The sequence below is a fragment of the Streptomyces sp. HUAS MS02 genome, assembly GCF_055702265.1.
The window spans coordinates 2,653,629-2,670,929 of the sequence record NZ_CM146747.1 but is presented as its reverse complement, the minus strand read 5'-3'; the positions used below and the strand labels follow the sequence as shown (position 1 = coordinate 2,670,929).

Genomic DNA, 17,301 nt, shown 5'->3' with positions numbered 1-17,301 from the left:
CATGACGGGCGGCGTGGAAGTGCCCGAGGGGGAGCGGCTCTACCGGGCCTTTCTGGCCCGTGTGCTCGAACCCGGTGACGAAGTCGGCGGACGATGGCTGCGGGAGTTCGGGGCCCGGGAGGTGGTGCGGAGAGTCTCCCGGGGCGGGCCACCGCTGCCCGAGGCTTCCGAGAAGCGGTGGGCGGGTCTCTGCGCCCGGGCCGCACGCGCGGATCCGGCGGGCGACCTCGCCCGGGCGCAGGACGCCGGAGTCCGTTTCCTCATCCCCGGGGACGGGGAGTGGCCCGGGCAGCTTGATGATCTGGGGGACGGGCGGCCCTTGGGGTTGTGGGTGCGGGGGAGGTCCAACGTGCGGATGTGGGCGTTGCGGTCGGTCGCCGTCGTGGGGGCGCGGGCCTGTACGGAGTACGGCGCACACATGGCGGCGTCCCTGGCCGCGGATCTCGCCGAGCGGGGGTGGGTGGTGGTGTCCGGGGGCGCGTACGGCGTGGACGGCGCCGCGCACCGGGGCGTGCTCGGGGTCGGCGGGGCGACCGTCGCCGTGCTGGCCTGCGGGGTGGACCGGCCGTATCCCCGGGGGCATGTCCAGCTGATCGGCAGGATCGCGGAACAGGGGCTCGTGGTCGGGGAGTTGCCGCCCGGGGAGCACCCGACGCCCACCCGGTTCATCCAGCGGAACCGGGTCATCGCCGCGCTCACCAGGGGCACCGTGGTCGTGGAGGCGGCCTACCGCAGTGGTGCGCTGGTCACGGCGCGGGCGGCACAGCGGTTGGGCCGGTTCGCCATGGGGGTGCCGGGCCCCGCCACCTCGGCGCTCTCGGCCGGCGTGCACGACCTGCTGCGGGGTGACGCCGTCCTCGTCTCCGACGCCGCCGAAGTCGTCGAGCTGGTGGGTGACATGGGAGAGCTGGCGCCCGACCGCCGAGGTCCCGTCCTCCCCCGTGACCTGCTGGAACCCGGAGCGCGGCAGGTGCTGGCCGCCTTGCCGGGACGGGGGAGCGCGGCCCCCGAGGAGATCGCGCGCGGCGCGGGTACCACTGTGGACGACGCGGTCGGGAGACTGTACGAACTGCGCGCACTCGGTTACGTCGAACGACACGGCGACGGCTGGAAGTTGACACGCCAGGCGATGATCTCCGTCTCGCCCGATCGGAGGTCGGGTTGACGGAGCGTGTTCGGCCGTCCGGGGGAACGCCGACGGCCTTGCCGTTTCCGGCAGTTGGCGCGCCGAAGCGCTCGCGCCCCGCGATCGTCGCGCCCTGGTGGGGCGTCCAGCGGAACGTATCTGCGCACCGGCGATGCCCCGGCCTTCGCGCACTGCGACTCCCCAGTCACGCTACGCTCACGAGGATTCCGACTCAGGACAGGCAACTCGACATCAGACCGACAGCTCACCCAGGCATCCCCAGTTCACGGCAGAACGGCACAAGGCGACGAATGCCCCAGCACACCTCCGGGTCTGACCGGGCGGCGGTACCCTCCGCCGCTCGCGGCACCGTGCGCCCACCCGCCCCCTCGACACTCGACGAGCTGTGGCGGACGTACAAGACGACGGGCGACGACCGGCTGCGCGAGCAGCTGATCCTGCACTACTCACCGCTGGTGAAGTACGTGGCGGGCCGGGTGAGCGTCGGCCTGCCGACCAACGTCGAGCAGGCGGACTTCGTCTCCTCCGGTGTCTTCGGGCTCATCGACGCGATCGAGAAGTTCGACATCGACCGCGAGATCAAGTTCGAGACCTACGCCATCACCCGGATCCGGGGCGCCATGATCGACGAACTGCGCGCGCTGGACTGGATCCCCCGGTCGGTGCGGCAGAAGGCCCGCAACGTCGAGCGGGCCTACGCCACGCTGGAGTCGCGGCTCAGACGCACTCCGAGCGAGGGCGAGGTCGCCGCCGAGATGGGAATCGCGGTCGACGAACTCCACGCCGTCTTCAGCCAGTTGTCACTGGCCAACGTGGTGGCCCTGGAGGAGCTGCTGCACGTCGGGGGTGAGGGCGGCGACCGGCTGAGTCTGATGGACACGCTGGAGGACACCGCCGCGGACAACCCCGTCGAGGTCGCGGAGGACCGGGAGCTGCGCCGTTTCCTGGCACGGGCCATCAACACGCTGCCCGAGCGCGAGAAGACCGTCGTCACGCTCTACTACTACGAGGGGCTCACCCTCGCGGAGATCGGGAACGTGCTGGGGGTCACCGAGAGCCGGGTGAGCCAGATCCACACGAAGTCCGTGCTGCAGCTGCGGGCGAAGCTGGCGAGTTTCGGCCGTTGACCCTCTCGATCCGGCCGAATGTCGCAGTGCGGTCCGGGGCAGAGGGGTGGGCTGGTGATGCGGGTGGGTGTGGGTGGTTGCGGGTCCCGGTGGGTGGCGTAGGGCCGTCCATGGCCGTCCGAAGGTCGTCTGACAACCGTCCGGCGGCTGTCGGCGAGGGCGCGTCGGGAGAGGCACTCCCGTGGGTGGCGGTCCGTCCGTAAAGTGGATGTCGTGCCAAGGATTCGAGCGGCCTCCGTGGCCGAGCACCGGTCGATGCAGCGAGCCGCCCTGCTGGACGCGGCTCGATCGCTGTTGTCCGAGGGTGGGACGGAGGCGTTGACGTTCCCCGCGCTCGCCGAACGTACGGGGCTGGCGCGGTCGTCCGTGTACGAGTACTTCCGCTCGCGGGCCGCCGTCGTCGAGGAGCTGTGCCAGGTCGACTTTCCCGTCTGGGCGGCGGAGGTCGAGGCCGCGATGGCCGCGGCCGGGCGGCCCGAGGACAAGGTCGAGGCGTACGTCCGCAAGCAACTGGAGCTGGTCGGGGACCGGCGGCACCGGGCCGTGGTGGCGATCTCGGCGAGTGAGCTGGACGCCGGCGCGCGGGAGAAGATCCGGGCCGCGCACGGAGGGCTCGTCGCGATGATCGTGGAGGCGCTGGCGGAGCTCGGGCAGGCTGAGCCCCGGTTGGGCGCGATGTTGCTCCAGGGAGTCGTGGACGCGGCTGTGCGGCGGATCGAGCTGGGGGCCGCGGAGGATCCGGCAGCGATCACCGAGGCTGCCGTGGGGATGGCTCTGAGGGGTGTGCGGGGCTGAGCCCTCTCGGTCGGGCCGTCGGGCCGTCGGAGCGGCGGGCCGCTGGGCGCCCGCGGCTACGCCAGGGGTAGCAGGCGTGAAGGGCCCCGACGGAGCAGCCACGGCGGGAGCAGCGAGAGCGGGTCCAGGTAGCTGTCGCCGCTGCGCAGGCCCCAGTGGAGGCATGCCGTCGGGCAGTGCGAAGGGGTGGCCTCCAGGGTGCCCACGGGGGTGCCCGCCGTCACCGCGTCGCCCTTCTTCACCGAGGTCCGCACCGGTTCGTAGGTCGTGCGCAGGGGCGGGTCGCCGGTGCCGGTCAGTTCGATCGAGACGACTCCCCGGCCCGCCACCCGGCCGGCGAACGCGACGCGTCCCGCGGCCACCGCGCGGACCGGGGAACCGGCCGGTGCGGAGAGGTCGACGCCCCGGTGGCCTCGTGCGTAGGGGGTGGGCGGAGGCTCCCAGGCCCGAGCCACCAGGGGGCGCAGACCGACGGGCCAGGCGCGCGCCACGGCGGGGACGGGCTCCACGGCGGGGGCGGGCTCCACGGTGCCCGGTGGTGCAGGGGCGGCGTCCTGTCCCGGGGCCGCGCGGGGCGCGGTCGTCCAGGCCGTGAGCAGGAGCGCCGGCAGCAGGCACAGCAGCAGGGCCCGCCACGGGCGGACACGTCGCGGGGATGTGCCCCCGTGAGGCATCTGGTGCGGCATCTCGTCAGGCATCTCGTCGGACATGGGGGAAGCGTCCCGCGAGTGGCGTGATCATGGCCGGGATCTGTGGAGTACTCGTCGGTTGTGGATATCGGCGTCACCCGGGACCTCGCGGGTCCCGTACACTTCTGGTGGCGATCCGGGTCACCGGGTCGACTTCGCACGCCCCGGTACGGGGTCCGTCAGATCCGTCGGACGGTCCGTATCAGCGCCCCTCGGTCCTCAGTGGCAACGGCGCATCGCGGGCGTCAGGCGCGGGAGCCGTCCGGTTCTCGCGGCACAACCGAGAAATTCAAGGAGAACGGCCATGGCCGTCGTCACGATGCGGGAGCTGCTGGAGAGCGGCGTCCACTTCGGTCACCAGACCCGTCGCTGGAACCCGAAGATGAAGCGCTTCATCTTCACCGAGCGCAACGGCATCTACATCATCGACCTGCTCCAGTCGCTGTCGTACATCGACCGCGCCTACGAGTTCGTCAAGGAGACCGTCGCCCACGGCGGCACGGTCATGTTCGTCGGCACGAAGAAGCAGGCGCAGGAGGCCATCGCCGAGCAGGCCACCCGCGTCGGCATGCCCTACGTCAACCAGCGCTGGCTGGGCGGCATGCTCACCAACTTCTCGACCGTCTACAAGCGTCTGCAGCGCCTCAAGGAGCTCGAGCAGATCGACTTCGAGGACGTCGCCGCGTCGGGTCTCACCAAGAAGGAGCTTCTCGTGCTCTCGCGCGAGAAGGCCAAGCTGGAGAAGACCCTCGGCGGTATCCGCGAGATGCAGAAGGTGCCCAGCGCCGTCTGGATCGTGGACACCAAGAAGGAGCACATCGCGGTCGGCGAGGCCCGGAAGCTCAACATCCCGGTCGTCGCCATCCTCGACACCAACTGCGACCCCGACGAGGTCGACTACAAGATCCCCGGCAACGACGACGCGATCCGCTCCGTCACGCTGCTCACCCGTGTGATCGCCGACGCGGTCGCCGAGGGTCTGATCTCCCGCTCCCGTGTCGCCACCGAGGGCAAGGGCGACAAGGCCGCGGGCGAGCCGCTGGCCGCCTGGGAGCGCGACCTGCTCGAGGGCGAGAAGAAGGGCGACGAGGCTCCGGCCGCCGCTGAGGCTCCGGCTGCCGCCGAGGCTCCGGCCGAGGCCGCTGCCGAGGCCCCCGCCGCTGCCGAGGCCCCCGCCGCCGAGGCTCCGGCCGCGGACGCCGAGCAGGCCTGACCTTCACGGTCGTAGGGCTGTCGACATGACGGCGGGTGGCGCCGAGCGCGCCACCCGCCGTTCACCCGCAGCCCGTAGATCTTCGGCGGGCGCCCGCCCTACGAGCGGCGGCGGACGCCGACTTCGAGACTTCGAACTCCGGGAAGAGATTCACAGATCATGGCGAACTACACCGCCGCCGACGTCAAGAAGCTCCGCGAGCTCACCGGCGCCGGCATGATGGACTGCAAGAAGGCGCTGGACGAGGCCGAGGGCAACGTCGACAAGGCCGTCGAGGCCCTGCGCATCAAGGGCCAGAAGGGCGTCGCCAAGCGCGAGGGCCGCTCCGCCGAGAACGGCGCCGTGGTCTCCCTCATCGCCGACGACAACACCTCCGGTGTCCTCGTCGAGCTGAAGTGCGAGACGGACTTCGTCGCCAAGGGCGAGAAGTTCCAGGCCGCCGCGAACGCCATCGCCGCGCACGTCGCCGCGACCTCCCCGGCCGACCTCGACGCCCTGCTCGCCTCCGAGATCGAGGCCGGCAAGACCGTCCAGGCGTACGTCGACGAGGCCAACGCCAACCTCGGCGAGAAGATCGTCCTCGACCGTTTCGCGCAGTTCGCGGACGGCTTCGTCTTCGCCTACATGCACCGCACCATGCCCGACCTGCCCCCGCAGATCGGTGTCCTGGTCGAGCTGGACAAGGCCGACGCCGACGTCGCCAAGGGTGTCGCCCAGCACATCGCCGCCTTCGCGCCGAAGTACCTCTCCAAGGAGGACGTGCCGGCCGAGGTCGTCGAGTCCGAGCGCCGCGTCGCCGAGGAGACCACCCGCGCCGAGGGCAAGCCCGAGGCCGCCCTGCCGAAGATCGTCGAGGGTCGCCTCAACGGCTTCTTCAAGGACGCCACGCTGCTCGGCCAGCCCTACGCGCTGGACAACAAGAAGTCCGTCCAGAAGGTCCTGGACGAGGCCGGTGTCACCCTGAAGCGCTTCACGCGCATCAAGGTCGGCATCTGAGTCCGTTACGCGACCAGCGCCCGGCCCCGATAGGGTCGAGTGCAGTCGTTCGCGTACGCCGCCCCGTGCGCGCGTGACGCGATACGGACGACAGCAGATCTGACGAGGAGGCCATTGCCGCGCATGGGATGCGAACACCAACCCACCGGCAATGGCCTTCTTCGTATGTGCGACACGTAAAGAGGCGAGATCTCCATGACCACCAAGCCCCAGAAGAGCGACGACGGCAAATTGAGCGGCCGGTTTCTGCTGAAGCTGTCCGGAGAGGCGTTCTCCGGGGGCGGTGGCCTCGGCGTCGACCCCGACGTGGTGCACGCGATCGCCCGGGAGATCGCGGCCGTCGTACGCGACGGCGCGGAGATCGCCGTCGTCATCGGCGGCGGCAACTTCTTCCGCGGCGCCGAACTCCAGCAGCGCGGCATGGACCGGGCCCGCTCCGACTACATGGGCATGCTCGGCACGGTCATGAACTGCCTCGCCCTCCAGGACTTCCTGGAGAAGGAGGGCATCGACAGCCGCGTCCAGACCGCCATCACCATGGGCCAGGTCGCCGAGCCGTACATCCCGTTGCGCGCCGTGCGTCACCTGGAGAAGGGCCGCGTGGTCATCTTCGGTGCCGGTATGGGCATGCCCTACTTCTCCACCGACACCACCGCCGCGCAGCGCGCCCTGGAGATCGACGCCGAGGCGCTGCTCATGGGCAAGAACGGCGTGGACGGGGTCTACGACTCCGACCCCAAGACCAACCCGGACGCGGTCAAGTTCGACTCCCTCGGCTACGGCGAGGTCATCACCCGCGAGTTGAAGGTCGCCGACGCCACCGCGATCACGCTCTGCCGTGACAACAAGCTCCCGATCCTCGTGTTCGAGCTTCTCAAGGAGGGCAATATCGCGCGGGCCGTCAAGGGTGAGAAGATCGGCACTCTCGTGGGTGATCAGGGAAGCCGGGCCTGACCGGGTCCTTCCCCTGCCCGGGGGACGGAGCCTGACCGGGGGATGGACAATGTCCTGCCGGTCGGGAACCGTGCAGGAACAAGACGCGACGCAGCCGGCCGCCGACCAGACCAAGTACAGCTGCCGGGCCTACTCAAGACACGCAGGAGCAAGTGGTGATCGAAGAGACCCTCCTCGAGGCCGAGGAGAAGATGGAGAAGGCCGTCGTGGTCGCCAAGGACGACTTCGCCGCGATCCGCACCGGTCGTGCGCACCCGGCGATGTTCAACAAGATCGTGGCTGACTACTACGGTGCGCTGACGCCGATCAACCAGCTCGCCTCGTTCTCGGTGCCGGAACCGCGCATGGCCGTGGTGACCCCGTTCGACAAGACGGCCCTGCGCAACATCGAGCAGGCGATCCGCGACTCCGACCTCGGCGTCAACCCGAGCAACGACGGCAACATCATCCGGGTGGTGTTCCCCGAGCTGACCGAGGAGCGCCGCCGCGACTACATCAAGGTCGCCAAGAGCAAGGCGGAGGACTCCAAGGTGTCCATCCGCTCGGTCCGCCGCAAGGCCAAGGACGCGATCGACAAGCTCGTCAAGGACGGCGAGGTCGGCGAGGACGAGGGCCGCCGTGCGGAGAAGGAGCTCGACGACACCACCGCGAAGTACGTCGCTCAGGTGGACGAGCTGCTCAAGCACAAGGAAGCGGAGCTCCTCGAGGTCTGATGAACGACTCTTCCTGGGGAGCGCCGCAACAAGCCGGGTACTGGGCGCCGACCGACCGGGGACCTGTCCAGGGGCATGCCCCGGCGGGTCCCACGTACGATGCGCCTGAGGCCCAGCAGACTCGCCCCATGCCCATCGTGCCCGATGTACCCGCGCATGGCGGGAACCAGGACGACGACCGGGGGGCCGCTCGGCAGGCCGGTCCCCCGTTCCGCGACGAGACGCCGTCGGCGCAGCCCCACGGGGCGGCGTCGCAGAAGCCGGAGCCCATGCCCGACGCCCCGCAGCCCGCCCCGCAGAAGAAGAGCGCGGGCCGTGACCTGGGCGCCGCCATAGGGGTCGGCGTCGGACTCGGTGTGGTCATCGTCGCCTCGCTGTTCATCGTCAAGGCGGTCTTCGTCGGGGTGATAGCGGTCGCCGTGGTGGTGGGGCTGTGGGAACTCACTTCGCGCCTGGCGGAACGCAAGGGCATCAAGGCGCCCCTCGTGCCGCTCGCGGTCGGCGGGGCGGCCATGGTCGTCGCCGGGTACGTCCGCGGGCCCGAGGGGGCCTGGGTGGCCATGGCGCTCACCGCGCTCGCCGTCCTCGTCTGGCGGATGACGGAACCGCCGGAGAACTATCTGAAGGACGTCACGGCGGGGGTCTTCGCGGCCTTCTACGTGCCGTTCCTGGCCACGTTCGTCGCGCTCATGCTCGCCGCCGACGACGGGCCGCAGCGGGTTCTGCTCTTCCTGCTGCTCACCGTCGTCAGCGACACGGGCGCGTACGCCGTCGGCTGGCGCTTCGGCACGCACAAGCTGGCGCCGCGCATCAGTCCCGGCAAGACCCGCGAGGGGCTGCTCGGCGCGGTCGCCTTCGCCATGGTCGCGGGCGCGCTGCTCATGGAGTTCGTCATCGACGGCGGTGCCTGGTGGCAGGGACTGCTGCTCGGCCTCGCCGTCGCGGCCAGCGCCACGCTGGGCGACCTCGGCGAGTCCATGATCAAGCGAGACCTCGGCATCAAGGACATGGGCACGCTCCTGCCGGGCCACGGCGGCATCATGGACCGCCTGGACTCGCTGCTCCCGACGGCCCCGGTGGTCTGGCTGCTGCTGGTGCTGTTCGTGGGCTCGGGCTGATTCGCGGGTTGCGCTTGCCGAGCCGAGTGGGCCCCGTCCTGGTTCCAGGGCGGGGCCCATTGCCGTACCCCCTCGCGAGAGCGGCGGACGTAGATAGAGTCCGTGTCCATGGGGAGAGCGCGGGTGGGGGACGACGGCAGGTATCACGGCGATCTGCCGTGCCGCTGGTGCGAGGCACTCATCGACCAGGCGGGCCGACGCAAGCCGCGGCTGTACTGCCGTATGTCCCATCGCTGGAAGACCTACGGCGCGTGGGTCGTGGGCGTGGTGGGCGGAGTCTTCTGAACCGATGACTGGTCGGGGCCATACAAATTGATCTGCGACACTGGGTGAGTTATGCCGAAGCCCGGAGAACTCACATTCGTCGCCCCCCGCGGAGCCAAGAAGCCGCCGCGGCATCTTGCTGATCTTTCGCCTGTGGAGCGGAAGGAGGCTGTTGCCGCGATCGGGGAGAAGCCGTTTCGCGCCAAGCAGCTGTCGCAGCACTACTTCGCGCGGTACGCGCACGACCCGGAGCAGTGGACCGACATCCCCGCGGGTGCGCGGACGAAGCTCCAGGAGGCGCTGCTCCCGGAGCTGATGACGGTCGTGCGGCATCTGTCGACGGACCAGGAGACCACGCGCAAGACGCTGTGGCGGCTCTTCGACGGGACGCTCGTGGAGTCGGTGCTGATGCGGTACCCGGACCGGGTCACCATGTGCATCAGCTCGCAGGCCGGGTGCGGGATGAACTGTCCGTTCTGCGCGACCGGACAGGCCGGGCTGGACCGGAATCTGTCCACCGCCGAGATCGTCCATCAGATCGTGGACGGGATGAGGGCGCTCAGGGACGGTGAGATTCCCGGCGGGCCCGCACGGCTGTCCAACATCGTCTTCATGGGGATGGGCGAGCCGCTCGCCAACTACAACCGGGTCGTCGGGGCCATTCGCCGGCTCACCGATCCGGAGCCGGACGGGCTGGGGCTGTCGCAGCGTGGGATCACCGTGTCCACGGTCGGCCTGGTGCCCGCCATCCACCGGTTCTCCGACGAGGGCTTCAAGTGCCGGCTCGCCATCTCCCTGCACGCCCCGGACGACGAACTGCGCGACACCCTCGTCCCCGTGAACACCCGGTGGAAGGTGCGCGAGGTGCTGGACGCCGGGTGGGAGTACGCGGCCAGGTCCGGGCGTCGGCTGTCCATCGAGTACGCGCTGATCCGGGACATCAACGACCAGGCATGGCGCGGTGACCGGCTGGGCCGGCTGCTCAGGGGCAAGCCGGTGCACGTGAACCTGATCCCGCTGAACCCGACCCCGGGCTCCAAGTGGACCGCCTCCCGGCCCGAGGACGAGAAGGCGTTCGTCGAGGCCATCGCCGCCCACGGCGTGCCGGTGACCATCCGGGACACCCGGGGCCAGGAGATCGACGGGGCGTGCGGTCAGCTCGCGGCGACCGAGAGGTAGTCTGAGACCCGTACGTACATATTCATATTCCGACAGGGGAGCGCCACAGCGCTGAGAGTGCGGCATACGGGCCGCAGACCCTCTGAACCTCGCCCAGGTCATTCTGGGTAGGAAGTTCGGTCATCACTCAAGCTGTTGCGCCCTGCCCGGGAGCCCTCGAAGCGCCGAGGGTCCCGGGCGGGGCCGCGTCTCTTCCTGGTCACCTCCAGGAGGATTGAATTCAGTGGGCATCACCAGGAGAGCAACGGTTCTCGTCGTCGGCCTCGGGCTCGTCACGCTGTCCGCGTGCGGCTCGTCCTCGGACGACACCGGCGCCGGCGGCTCCAAGACCGTCACTCTCGTCAGCCACGGCTCCTTCGCCTACTCCAAGGACGTGCTGAAGGCGTTCGAGAAGGAGTCCGGGTACAAGGTCAAGGTGCTGAAGAGCGGCGACGCCGGGCAGGCCGTCAACCAGGCCATCCTGACCAAGGACAACCCGCAGGGCGACGTCTTCTTCGGCGTCGACAACACGCTGCTGTCGCGCGCGCTCGACAACGGCCTCTTCCAGTCGTACGAGGCGAAGGGGCTCGACAAGGTCGGGGCCGAGTACCAGTTGGACAAGGACGAGCACCGGGTCACGCCCATCGACTCCGGTGACATCTGCGTCAACTACGACAAGGCGTACTTCGAGAAGAACAAGATCGAGCCGCCGAAGACCTTCGACGATCTGATCAAGCCCGAGTACAAGGACCTCCTCGTCACCGAGAACGCCTCCACCTCCTCGCCGGGACTCGGCTTCGTCCTCGGTACGGCCGCGAAGTACGGCGACGGAGGCTGGGAGGGCTACTGGGAGAAGCTCAAGGCCAATGGTGTGAAGGTCGTCGACGGCTGGGAGCAGGCGTACTACCAGGAGTTCTCCGGGTCGACGGACGGCAAGAAGGCCGGGGGCGACCGGCCGCTCGTTGTCTCGTACGCCTCTTCGCCGCCCGCCGAGGTCGTCTACGCGGACCCGCGCCCGAAGACCGCGCCGACCGGGGTCGCCGAGGGCACCTGCTTCCGGCAGATCGAGTTCGCGGGGCTGCTGAGCAACGCGAAGAACGCCGAGGGCGGCAAGGCGCTGATCGACTTCCTGATCTCGAAGCGCTTCCAGGAGGACATGCCGCTCAACATGTTCGTGTACCCGGTGGTCGAGGGAGCGTCCGTGCCGGCCGAGTTCACCGAGTACGGGCCCGCGGCGAAGGACCCCGAGACCATGGCGCCGGAGAAGATCGCCGAGAACCGTGACCAATGGGTCAAGTCGTGGACCTCCCTCGTACTGAAGTAGTCAAGGCGGCTGAGGCGGCCAAGGCGGCTGAGGCGGCCAAGACGGCCGAGGGCGCCGGGGCGGGTGGGGGCGCCGGGTCGGTCCAAGCCGCAGCGCGTCGATCTGGTCCGTCCCTTCGACCCCGTTCACTCCATCGACCCCGTCCACCCCGTCCCGGTCGGTCGGGCGGGGCGGCTCGGGTCGGTCTCATGGCGGTGCCCGTCGTCTTCTTCGGGGTCTTCTTCGCCTACCCCGTCGCCGCGATCGTCGTCCGGGGGCTCAAGGCGGACGGCACCTGGCACCTCGGGCGGATCGGGGAGGTGCTGGGGGACGCCGGGATCCGGCACGTGCTCTGGTTCACCACCTGGCAGGCGCTCGTCTCGACCGCGCTCACGCTGGTGATCGCGATCCCCGGCGCGTATGTGTTCGCGCGCTTCGATTTCAGGGGCAAGGAGCTCCTGCGGGCGGTCGTGACCGTGCCGTTCGTCCTGCCGACCGTGGTCGTCGGGACCGCGTTCCTCGCGCTGGTCGGGCGCGGCGGGCTCTTCGACGAGCTGTGGGGCGTACGGCTGGACACGACGGTCTGGGCGATCCTCCTCGCCCATGTGTTCTTCAACTACGCGGTCGTCGTACGGACCGTCGGCGGGCTCTGGTCGCAGCTCGACCCGCGGCAGGAGGAGGCCGCGCGGATGCTCGGCGCCTCCCCGTTCGCGGCCTGGCGCAAGGTGACTCTCCCGGCGCTCGCGCCCGCCGTGGCCGCCGCAGCGCTGATGGTCTTCCTCTTCACCTTCACCTCGTTCGGGGTGGTGCAGATCCTCGGCGGGCCGACGTTCTCCACACTCGAAGTGGAGATCTACCGGCAGACCTCGGAGATCTTCGACCTGTCCACCGCCGCCGTACTGACGCTGGTGCAGTTCGCCGCGGTCGGGCTGATCCTCGCCGTGCACGCCTGGACCGTACGGCGGCGGGAGACGGCCCTGCGCCTGGTGGACGCCTCGCTCACCGCCCGGCGACCGCGCGGGGCCGGGCAGTGGGCACTGCTGGGCGCGGTCCTCGTGACCGTCGTCGTGCTGATCGTGCTGCCGTTGGGCGTGCTGGTCGAGCGGTCGCTCGACGCACCTGGCTTCGGCTACTACAAGGCGCTGACCAGTGACGAGAGCGGAATCTTCCTGGTCCCGCCGATCGAGGCGGTCGGGAACTCGCTCCGCTACGCGGCCGCCGCGACCGCCATCGCCCTGCTCGTCGGCGGACTCGCCGCCGCCGCGCTCACCCGGCGGGCGGGCCGGCTCGTGAGAGGCTTCGACGCGCTGCTGATGCTGCCGCTCGGGGTGTCCGCGGTGACCGTCGGCTTCGGATTTCTGATCGCGCTGGACGAGCCGCCGCTGGATCTGCGGTCGTCCTGGATCCTGGTACCGCTCGCCCAGGCCCTGGTCGGAGTCCCCTTCGTGGTGCGGACCATGCTGCCCGTCCTCCGCGCGGTGGACGAACGGCTGCGGGAGGCGGCGGCCGTGCTCGGGGCGTCGCCGTGGCGGGTGTGGCGCGAGGTCGATCTGCCCATGGTGCGGCGGGCGGCGCTGGTCGCGGCCGGGTTCGCCTTCGCCGTGTCGCTCGGGGAGTTCGGGGCGACCGTCTTCATCGCGCGCGCCGACAATCCGACGCTGCCGGTCGCCGTGGCACGGCTGCTCGGACGGCCCGGCGAGCTCAACTACGGCCAGGCGATGGCCCTTTCGACGATTCTGATGGTGGTGTGCGCGGTGGCCCTGCTGGTGCTGGAACGCCTCCGTACCGATCGGACGGGGGAGTTCTGATGGTGCTGCTCAGGCTTGAGGACGCGACCGTACGGTTCGACGGCCGGGCAGTGCTCGACGCGGTCGACCTGGAGGTCGCCGAGCACGAGATCGTGTGCGTGCTGGGGCCCAGCGGCAGCGGCAAGTCGACGCTGCTGCGGGTGGTCGCCGGGCTCCAGCCCCTCGAGGGCGGACGGGTCTCGCTCGACGGGCTGGACCAACGGGGTGTGCCCGCCCACAAGCGCGGTGTCGGCCTGATGTTCCAGGACCACCAGCTCTTCCCGCAGCGGGACGTGGCGGGCAACGTCGCCTTCGGGCCCCGAATGCACGGCGCGGCGAAGGGCGAACGCGCCGTACGGGTACGGGAGTTGCTGGAGCTGGTCGGACTGCCTGGGGCCGCGCGTCGGCGCGTCGGGGAGCTGTCCGGCGGTGAGCAGCAGCGAGTGGCGCTGGCCCGGGCCCTCGCGCCGCGCCCCCGGCTGCTGATGCTCGACGAGCCTCTCGGCCAGCTGGACCGATCGCTGCGGGAGCGTCTGGTCGTCGAACTCCGGGAGCTTTTCGGTGAGTTGGGGACCACCGTGCTGGCGGTCACGCACGACCAGGGTGAGGCGTTCGCGCTGGCCGACCGGGTCGTGGTGATGCGGGACGGGCGGATCGCCCAGTCCGGTACGCCCCTTGAGGTGTGGCGGCGACCGGCCGACGAGTTCGTGGCCCGTTTCCTCGGCTTCGACAACGTGGTCGACGCGACGGTGACCGGGCAGGCGGCGGACACGGCGTGGGGCAAGGTGCCGGTGCCCGAGGGCTCACCGCAGGGGGCGTGTGCGCTGCTCGTGCGGCCCGCCGGCGTACGACTGGTGGACGTGGCGGACGGGCTGCGCTGCACGGTGGCCGCGCGCACGTTCCGGGGCACGCATGTCGCCCTGCACCTCCAGCCGGAGGGCGCACCACGGCTGGAGGCGGCGTGCGCGCTGCGGGACGCGCCGGAGCCCGGGGACGAGGTCGGCGTGCGCTTCGACGCGGCCGAAATCGTCGTGCTGGGGGCCGGTCCCGCCGCATAAGGTGCGGCACCATGGCGATGCGTACGCAAGAACCCCGGGCGCGGCATGAGCGCTACTGTGCCGAGATCGAGCTGCAGGTAAGGAAGTTGCGGGACCTGGTGACCTCCGGCGCGGATCTGTCGGCGACCGTGCCGACCTGCCCCGACTGGTCGCTGGAACAGCTGCTGCGGCACACCGGCGGCGCCCTGCGCTGGGTCGAACTGAACGTACGGACCCGGGCGAAGGAGGAGGTCCCCGAGGCGGACGTCCCGCTGTACGACGGACCGGAGCGGCAGGGGGACCCGGCCGCGCTGGACGCCTGGCTGGCCGAGACCGGTGAGATGACCGTGGCCACGCTGCGCGAGGCGGGCCCCGAGGCGCCCGTGTGGTCGTGGGGGTGGGAGCACAGTGCGGGGTTCTGGGCCCGCAGGATGGCCCACGAGCAGGTCGTCCACGGAGCCGATGCCGCGCTCACCGTCGGACGGACGGTCGAGGTGGCGCCGGAGATCGCCGCCGACGCGATCGACGAGTGGCTGGAGATCGTGGCGTTCGTGCAGCGGACCATGCCGCACGACGAGGCGGCCGAACTGCGCGGTCCGGGGCGCAGCATCCACCTGCACGCCACCGACACCGCCACCGACGCCGAGAACGACGCCGAGCGAAGCGAGATGGGGGTCCTCCCGCCCGAAGGGTGGGGGAGGGTGGTCGAGCTGACCGAGGACGTGGTGCGCTGGCGACGCGGCCATGAGAAGGCGACGGTCGCGCTGCGCGGCCCGCTCACCGAGGTGCTGCTCGCCTTCTACCGTCGACTGCCGCCGGACGGTGGGCAGTTGCAGGTGCTGGGTGACCGGGAGTTGCTGGACTTCTGGCTGGAGCGGGCCACGTTCGGGTGAGCGCGCCCCGGAACGGCCGGTGGCCCGTACCCCGTGGTGAAGGGTACGGGCCACGGCCCTGTGGAACAGGGATCAGCGTGTGGAGGCCCCGCGCCGCCGCATGCTGTAGTACACGGCACCGGCGCCCAGGGCGACCAGGGCGGCCGCGGCACCGGCGATCGTGCCGGTGTTGGAGTCGGCGCCGGTCTCGGCGAGGTTGGAGTCGCCTTCGGGGGAGGGGGAGTTGTCGCCGTCCGAACCCGCGGTCGCGGTGCCCTCGGACTCCGACGCGGTGGGGGACGTCTTGGTCCGGGACGGCTCGTCCTCGTCCTCGCCCGTCCCCGTGCCCGTCTCCTTGTCTCCGTCCTTGCCCTTGTCCTTGTTCTTTTCCTTGTTCTTGTCCGTCTTCTCGTCGGTCGAGGGCTTCTTCGGGGCCTTCGCGGCGGCCGGCGGGGTGATGGCCTCGGCCGTGCAGGCCTCCCCGGGGGCCACCAGGATCGGCAGGTCCTCGTCGACGTAGTCCTCCGCCTCGACGTGGATGCGGTACTCGGCGTTCGGCTCCCAGTCCTCGTCGAAGGTGACGGTGACGCCCTTGGCGGTGGAGTCGACGATCGTCCGGCTGCCGACCATGCGCAGATCGGCCCCGTTGTTCTCCAGGTAGACGCTGATCTCGGCCTTGACGCCCAGCGGGTCCACGTCGGTCACCCGGATGACGCCCGTGTCGCCCTCGCACTCGGCGACGGCGGAGAAGTCCTTGATGGTGCATGCCATGGCGTTGCCCGCGACACCGAGCACGAGTGCGGCGGCGGCGAAAGCAACACCGATGGAGCGCGAAGTCCGCGCGCTACGGGGTGATATGGACACGTTTGCCCTTCAAGGGAAGCACAGGGGAGTGGGGGTGACGGAGGGCCGCTGAGGGAGCGGCTTCCCCATGTGCCTCTCAGGTTTATAAGCGCGCCATAAGCGATGTCAATCCGAAGACGTGTTTGGACGGTCCCCGAGACGCGCCAGGGCCGCCGGTGCCTCCTCGATCCGGTCGACCAACGCGATCCGGGCCTCCATCGAACGGCCCCGCGCCAGCGATCGCAGCAGTGGCCAGGTCGGCAGCCTCTCCGTCCAGTGGGCCCGGTCGACGAGCACCATGGGGGTCGGTTCGCCGCGCGACTCGTAGTAGTTGGGGGTCGCGTTGTCGAAGATCTCCTGGACGGTTCCGGCGGCTCCGGGCAGGAAGACGACGCCGGCGCCGGAGCGGGCGAGAAGGCCGTCCTCGCGGGTGGCGTTGGCGAAGTACTTGGCGATGTGCGAGGCGAACGGGTTCGGCGGTTCGTGGCCGTAGAACCAGGTGGGGATGCCGACGGAGACGCCTCCCCTCGGCCAGCGGGTGCGCACCTCGAAGGCGGCGCTCGCCCAGTCGGTGATCGACGGCGTGAACTTCGGTGCCTTCGCGAGCAGTCGCAGCGCCTCGGTGAGCATCTCGTCGCGGTACGGGGCCGCGTAGGCGCCCAGGTTCGCCGCCTCCATCGCGCCCGGACCGCCGCCGGTGGCGACCGTGAGACCCGAGCGGGCCAGGGTGCGGCCGAGGCGGGCGGCGCCCTCGTACGCCTCGGTGCCGCGTGCCATCGCGTGGCCGCCCATCACGCCCACCACCTGGGCATGGGAGAGGAGTTCGTCGAGGGCGTCCGAGACGGAGTCGTCGTGGACGGCGCGCAGCATGGAGGCGTAGACGTCCCGATCGGCCTTGGTGCGCTGGAACCAGGTGTACGTGAGGGCGTCGGGCGTGGCCTCGTAGCCGCCGTCGGACAGGGACGCGAAGAGTTCGTCGGGGGAGTAGAGCAGGCCCCGGTACGGGTCGAAGGGCAGACCGGGGACGGGCGGGAAGACCAGGGCGCCGTCCGTGCGTATCTTCGCCGCCGCCTCCGGGCGCATCGGGCAGCCGAGGAAGACGGCTTCCGCCGTGTCGGTGGCGAGCAGTTCACGCGTACGGTCCGTCAGATCGACGGCCTGGACGCGGAATCCGGCGAGGGTGCCCCGTGCCGAGACGGTCGCGTCGAACTCCTCGATCGTCTCGATCTCGTGGTCGTCGTGGTGGGCCGCGTGGGCGGGCATCGTCTGCACCCGTCCATGCTAG

Annotated in this window: 17 protein-coding genes; 14 read left to right on the top strand and 3 right to left on the bottom strand. The window is 70.4% G+C overall.

Features of this window, described 5'->3' with window-relative positions:
- The first annotated feature begins 19 nt into the window (after nucleotides 1-19).
- From dprA to ACZ9QC_RS11210, 3 genes are all read left to right on the top strand, one after another.
- Nucleotides 20-1,165 carry a DNA-processing protein DprA gene (dprA, locus tag ACZ9QC_RS11220; protein ID WP_472921659.1) on the top strand — a complete coding sequence of 382 codons (1,146 nt, stop codon included), beginning with the start codon at nucleotides 20-22 and terminating at the stop codon, nucleotides 1,163-1,165.
- Nucleotides 1,166-1,437: 272 nt separating this feature from the next.
- A complete protein-coding gene (gene whiG, locus ACZ9QC_RS11215; RefSeq protein WP_472920031.1) occupies nucleotides 1,438-2,274 on the top strand; it encodes an RNA polymerase sigma factor WhiG in 837 nt (278 codons plus the stop codon).
- A gap of 237 nt (nucleotides 2,275-2,511) precedes the next feature.
- Nucleotides 2,512-3,069, top strand: a complete 558-nt coding sequence (locus ACZ9QC_RS11210; RefSeq protein WP_472921658.1) for a TetR/AcrR family transcriptional regulator — start codon at nucleotides 2,512-2,514, stop codon at nucleotides 3,067-3,069.
- A 56-nt stretch (nucleotides 3,070-3,125) separates the two neighbouring features.
- Here the strand turns inward: ACZ9QC_RS11210 and ACZ9QC_RS11205 are convergent, their stop codons facing one another.
- Complete coding sequence (locus ACZ9QC_RS11205) at nucleotides 3,126-3,743, bottom strand: M23 family metallopeptidase (protein WP_472921657.1); 618 nt, start codon at nucleotides 3,741-3,743, stop codon at nucleotides 3,126-3,128.
- A gap of 319 nt (nucleotides 3,744-4,062) precedes the next feature.
- On the opposite strand from ACZ9QC_RS11205, the gene rpsB reads away from it, so the two are divergent.
- From rpsB to ACZ9QC_RS11150, 11 genes are all read left to right on the top strand, one after another.
- Complete coding sequence (gene rpsB, locus ACZ9QC_RS11200; protein WP_472920030.1) at nucleotides 4,063-4,971, top strand: 30S ribosomal protein S2; 909 nt, start codon at nucleotides 4,063-4,065, stop codon at nucleotides 4,969-4,971.
- A gap of 159 nt (nucleotides 4,972-5,130) precedes the next feature.
- On the top strand, nucleotides 5,131-5,967 hold the full coding sequence (gene tsf / locus ACZ9QC_RS11195; RefSeq protein ID WP_472920029.1) for a translation elongation factor Ts: 837 nt from the start codon (nucleotides 5,131-5,133) through the stop codon (nucleotides 5,965-5,967).
- 195 nt (nucleotides 5,968-6,162) lie between these two features.
- Entirely contained in the window at nucleotides 6,163-6,921 is a 759-nt protein-coding gene (pyrH, locus tag ACZ9QC_RS11190; protein WP_045561445.1) for a UMP kinase, read from the top strand.
- Between the two features lie 155 nt (nucleotides 6,922-7,076).
- A complete protein-coding gene (frr, locus tag ACZ9QC_RS11185; RefSeq protein WP_045561444.1) occupies nucleotides 7,077-7,634 on the top strand; it encodes a ribosome recycling factor in 558 nt (185 codons plus the stop codon).
- Entirely contained in the window at nucleotides 7,634-8,752 is a 1,119-nt protein-coding gene (locus tag ACZ9QC_RS11180; RefSeq protein WP_472920028.1) for a phosphatidate cytidylyltransferase, read from the top strand. Before frr ends, ACZ9QC_RS11180 begins: the two co-directional genes overlap by 1 nt.
- A gap of 108 nt (nucleotides 8,753-8,860) precedes the next feature.
- Nucleotides 8,861-9,037, top strand: coding sequence for a hypothetical protein (locus ACZ9QC_RS11175; protein WP_472920027.1), 177 nt, complete (start codon nucleotides 8,861-8,863; stop codon nucleotides 9,035-9,037).
- A 51-nt stretch (nucleotides 9,038-9,088) separates the two neighbouring features.
- Nucleotides 9,089-10,195 carry a dual-specificity RNA methyltransferase RlmN gene (rlmN, locus tag ACZ9QC_RS11170; protein ID WP_472920026.1) on the top strand — a complete coding sequence of 369 codons (1,107 nt, stop codon included), beginning with the start codon at nucleotides 9,089-9,091 and terminating at the stop codon, nucleotides 10,193-10,195.
- Nucleotides 10,196-10,418: 223 nt separating this feature from the next.
- The gene (locus tag ACZ9QC_RS11165) at nucleotides 10,419-11,498 is read left to right on the top strand and encodes a thiamine ABC transporter substrate-binding protein (RefSeq protein ID WP_184899896.1); all 1,080 of its coding nucleotides are present in this window, start codon (nucleotides 10,419-10,421) and stop codon (nucleotides 11,496-11,498) included.
- Nucleotides 11,499-11,686: 188 nt separating this feature from the next.
- Entirely contained in the window at nucleotides 11,687-13,285 is a 1,599-nt protein-coding gene (locus ACZ9QC_RS11160) for an ABC transporter permease (RefSeq protein WP_472920025.1), read from the top strand.
- Between the two features lie 2 nt (nucleotides 13,286-13,287).
- A complete protein-coding gene (locus ACZ9QC_RS11155) occupies nucleotides 13,288-14,322 on the top strand; it encodes an ABC transporter ATP-binding protein (protein WP_472921656.1) in 1,035 nt (344 codons plus the stop codon).
- Nucleotides 14,323-14,333: 11 nt separating this feature from the next.
- Complete coding sequence (locus tag ACZ9QC_RS11150) at nucleotides 14,334-15,194, top strand: maleylpyruvate isomerase family mycothiol-dependent enzyme (RefSeq protein ID WP_472920024.1); 861 nt, start codon at nucleotides 14,334-14,336, stop codon at nucleotides 15,192-15,194.
- Nucleotides 15,195-15,266: 72 nt separating this feature from the next.
- Here ACZ9QC_RS11150 and ACZ9QC_RS11145 read toward each other — a convergent pair whose 3' ends face one another.
- Complete coding sequence (locus ACZ9QC_RS11145; protein WP_472920023.1) at nucleotides 15,267-16,037, bottom strand: LAETG motif-containing sortase-dependent surface protein; 771 nt, start codon at nucleotides 16,035-16,037, stop codon at nucleotides 15,267-15,269.
- Between the two features lie 105 nt (nucleotides 16,038-16,142).
- Nucleotides 16,143-17,288 carry an LOG family protein gene (locus ACZ9QC_RS11140; RefSeq protein ID WP_472920022.1) on the bottom strand — a complete coding sequence of 382 codons (1,146 nt, stop codon included), beginning with the start codon at nucleotides 17,286-17,288 and terminating at the stop codon, nucleotides 16,143-16,145.
- Nucleotides 17,289-17,301 lie beyond the last annotated feature (13 nt).

Excerpts from the sequence above, each read along its gene's own strand:
- whiG (WP_472920031.1), top strand. The coding sequence starts at position 1,438 with ATGCCCCAGCACACCTCCGGGTCTGACCGGGCGGCGGTACCCTCCGCC.
- ACZ9QC_RS11205 (WP_472921657.1), bottom strand. The coding sequence starts at position 3,743 with ATGCCTCACGGGGGCACATCCCCGCGACGTGTCCGCCCGTGGCGGGCC.
- rpsB (WP_472920030.1), top strand. The coding sequence starts at position 4,063 with ATGGCCGTCGTCACGATGCGGGAGCTGCTGGAGAGCGGCGTCCACTTC.
- tsf (WP_472920029.1), top strand. The coding sequence starts at position 5,131 with ATGGCGAACTACACCGCCGCCGACGTCAAGAAGCTCCGCGAGCTCACC.
- pyrH (WP_045561445.1), top strand. The coding sequence starts at position 6,163 with ATGACCACCAAGCCCCAGAAGAGCGACGACGGCAAATTGAGCGGCCGG.
- ACZ9QC_RS11180 (WP_472920028.1), top strand. The coding sequence starts at position 7,634 with ATGAACGACTCTTCCTGGGGAGCGCCGCAACAAGCCGGGTACTGGGCG.
- ACZ9QC_RS11175 (WP_472920027.1), top strand. The coding sequence starts at position 8,861 with ATGGGGAGAGCGCGGGTGGGGGACGACGGCAGGTATCACGGCGATCTG.
- rlmN (WP_472920026.1), top strand. The coding sequence starts at position 9,089 with ATGCCGAAGCCCGGAGAACTCACATTCGTCGCCCCCCGCGGAGCCAAG.
- ACZ9QC_RS11160 (WP_472920025.1), top strand. The coding sequence starts at position 11,687 with ATGGCGGTGCCCGTCGTCTTCTTCGGGGTCTTCTTCGCCTACCCCGTC.
- ACZ9QC_RS11150 (WP_472920024.1), top strand. The coding sequence starts at position 14,334 with ATGGCGATGCGTACGCAAGAACCCCGGGCGCGGCATGAGCGCTACTGT.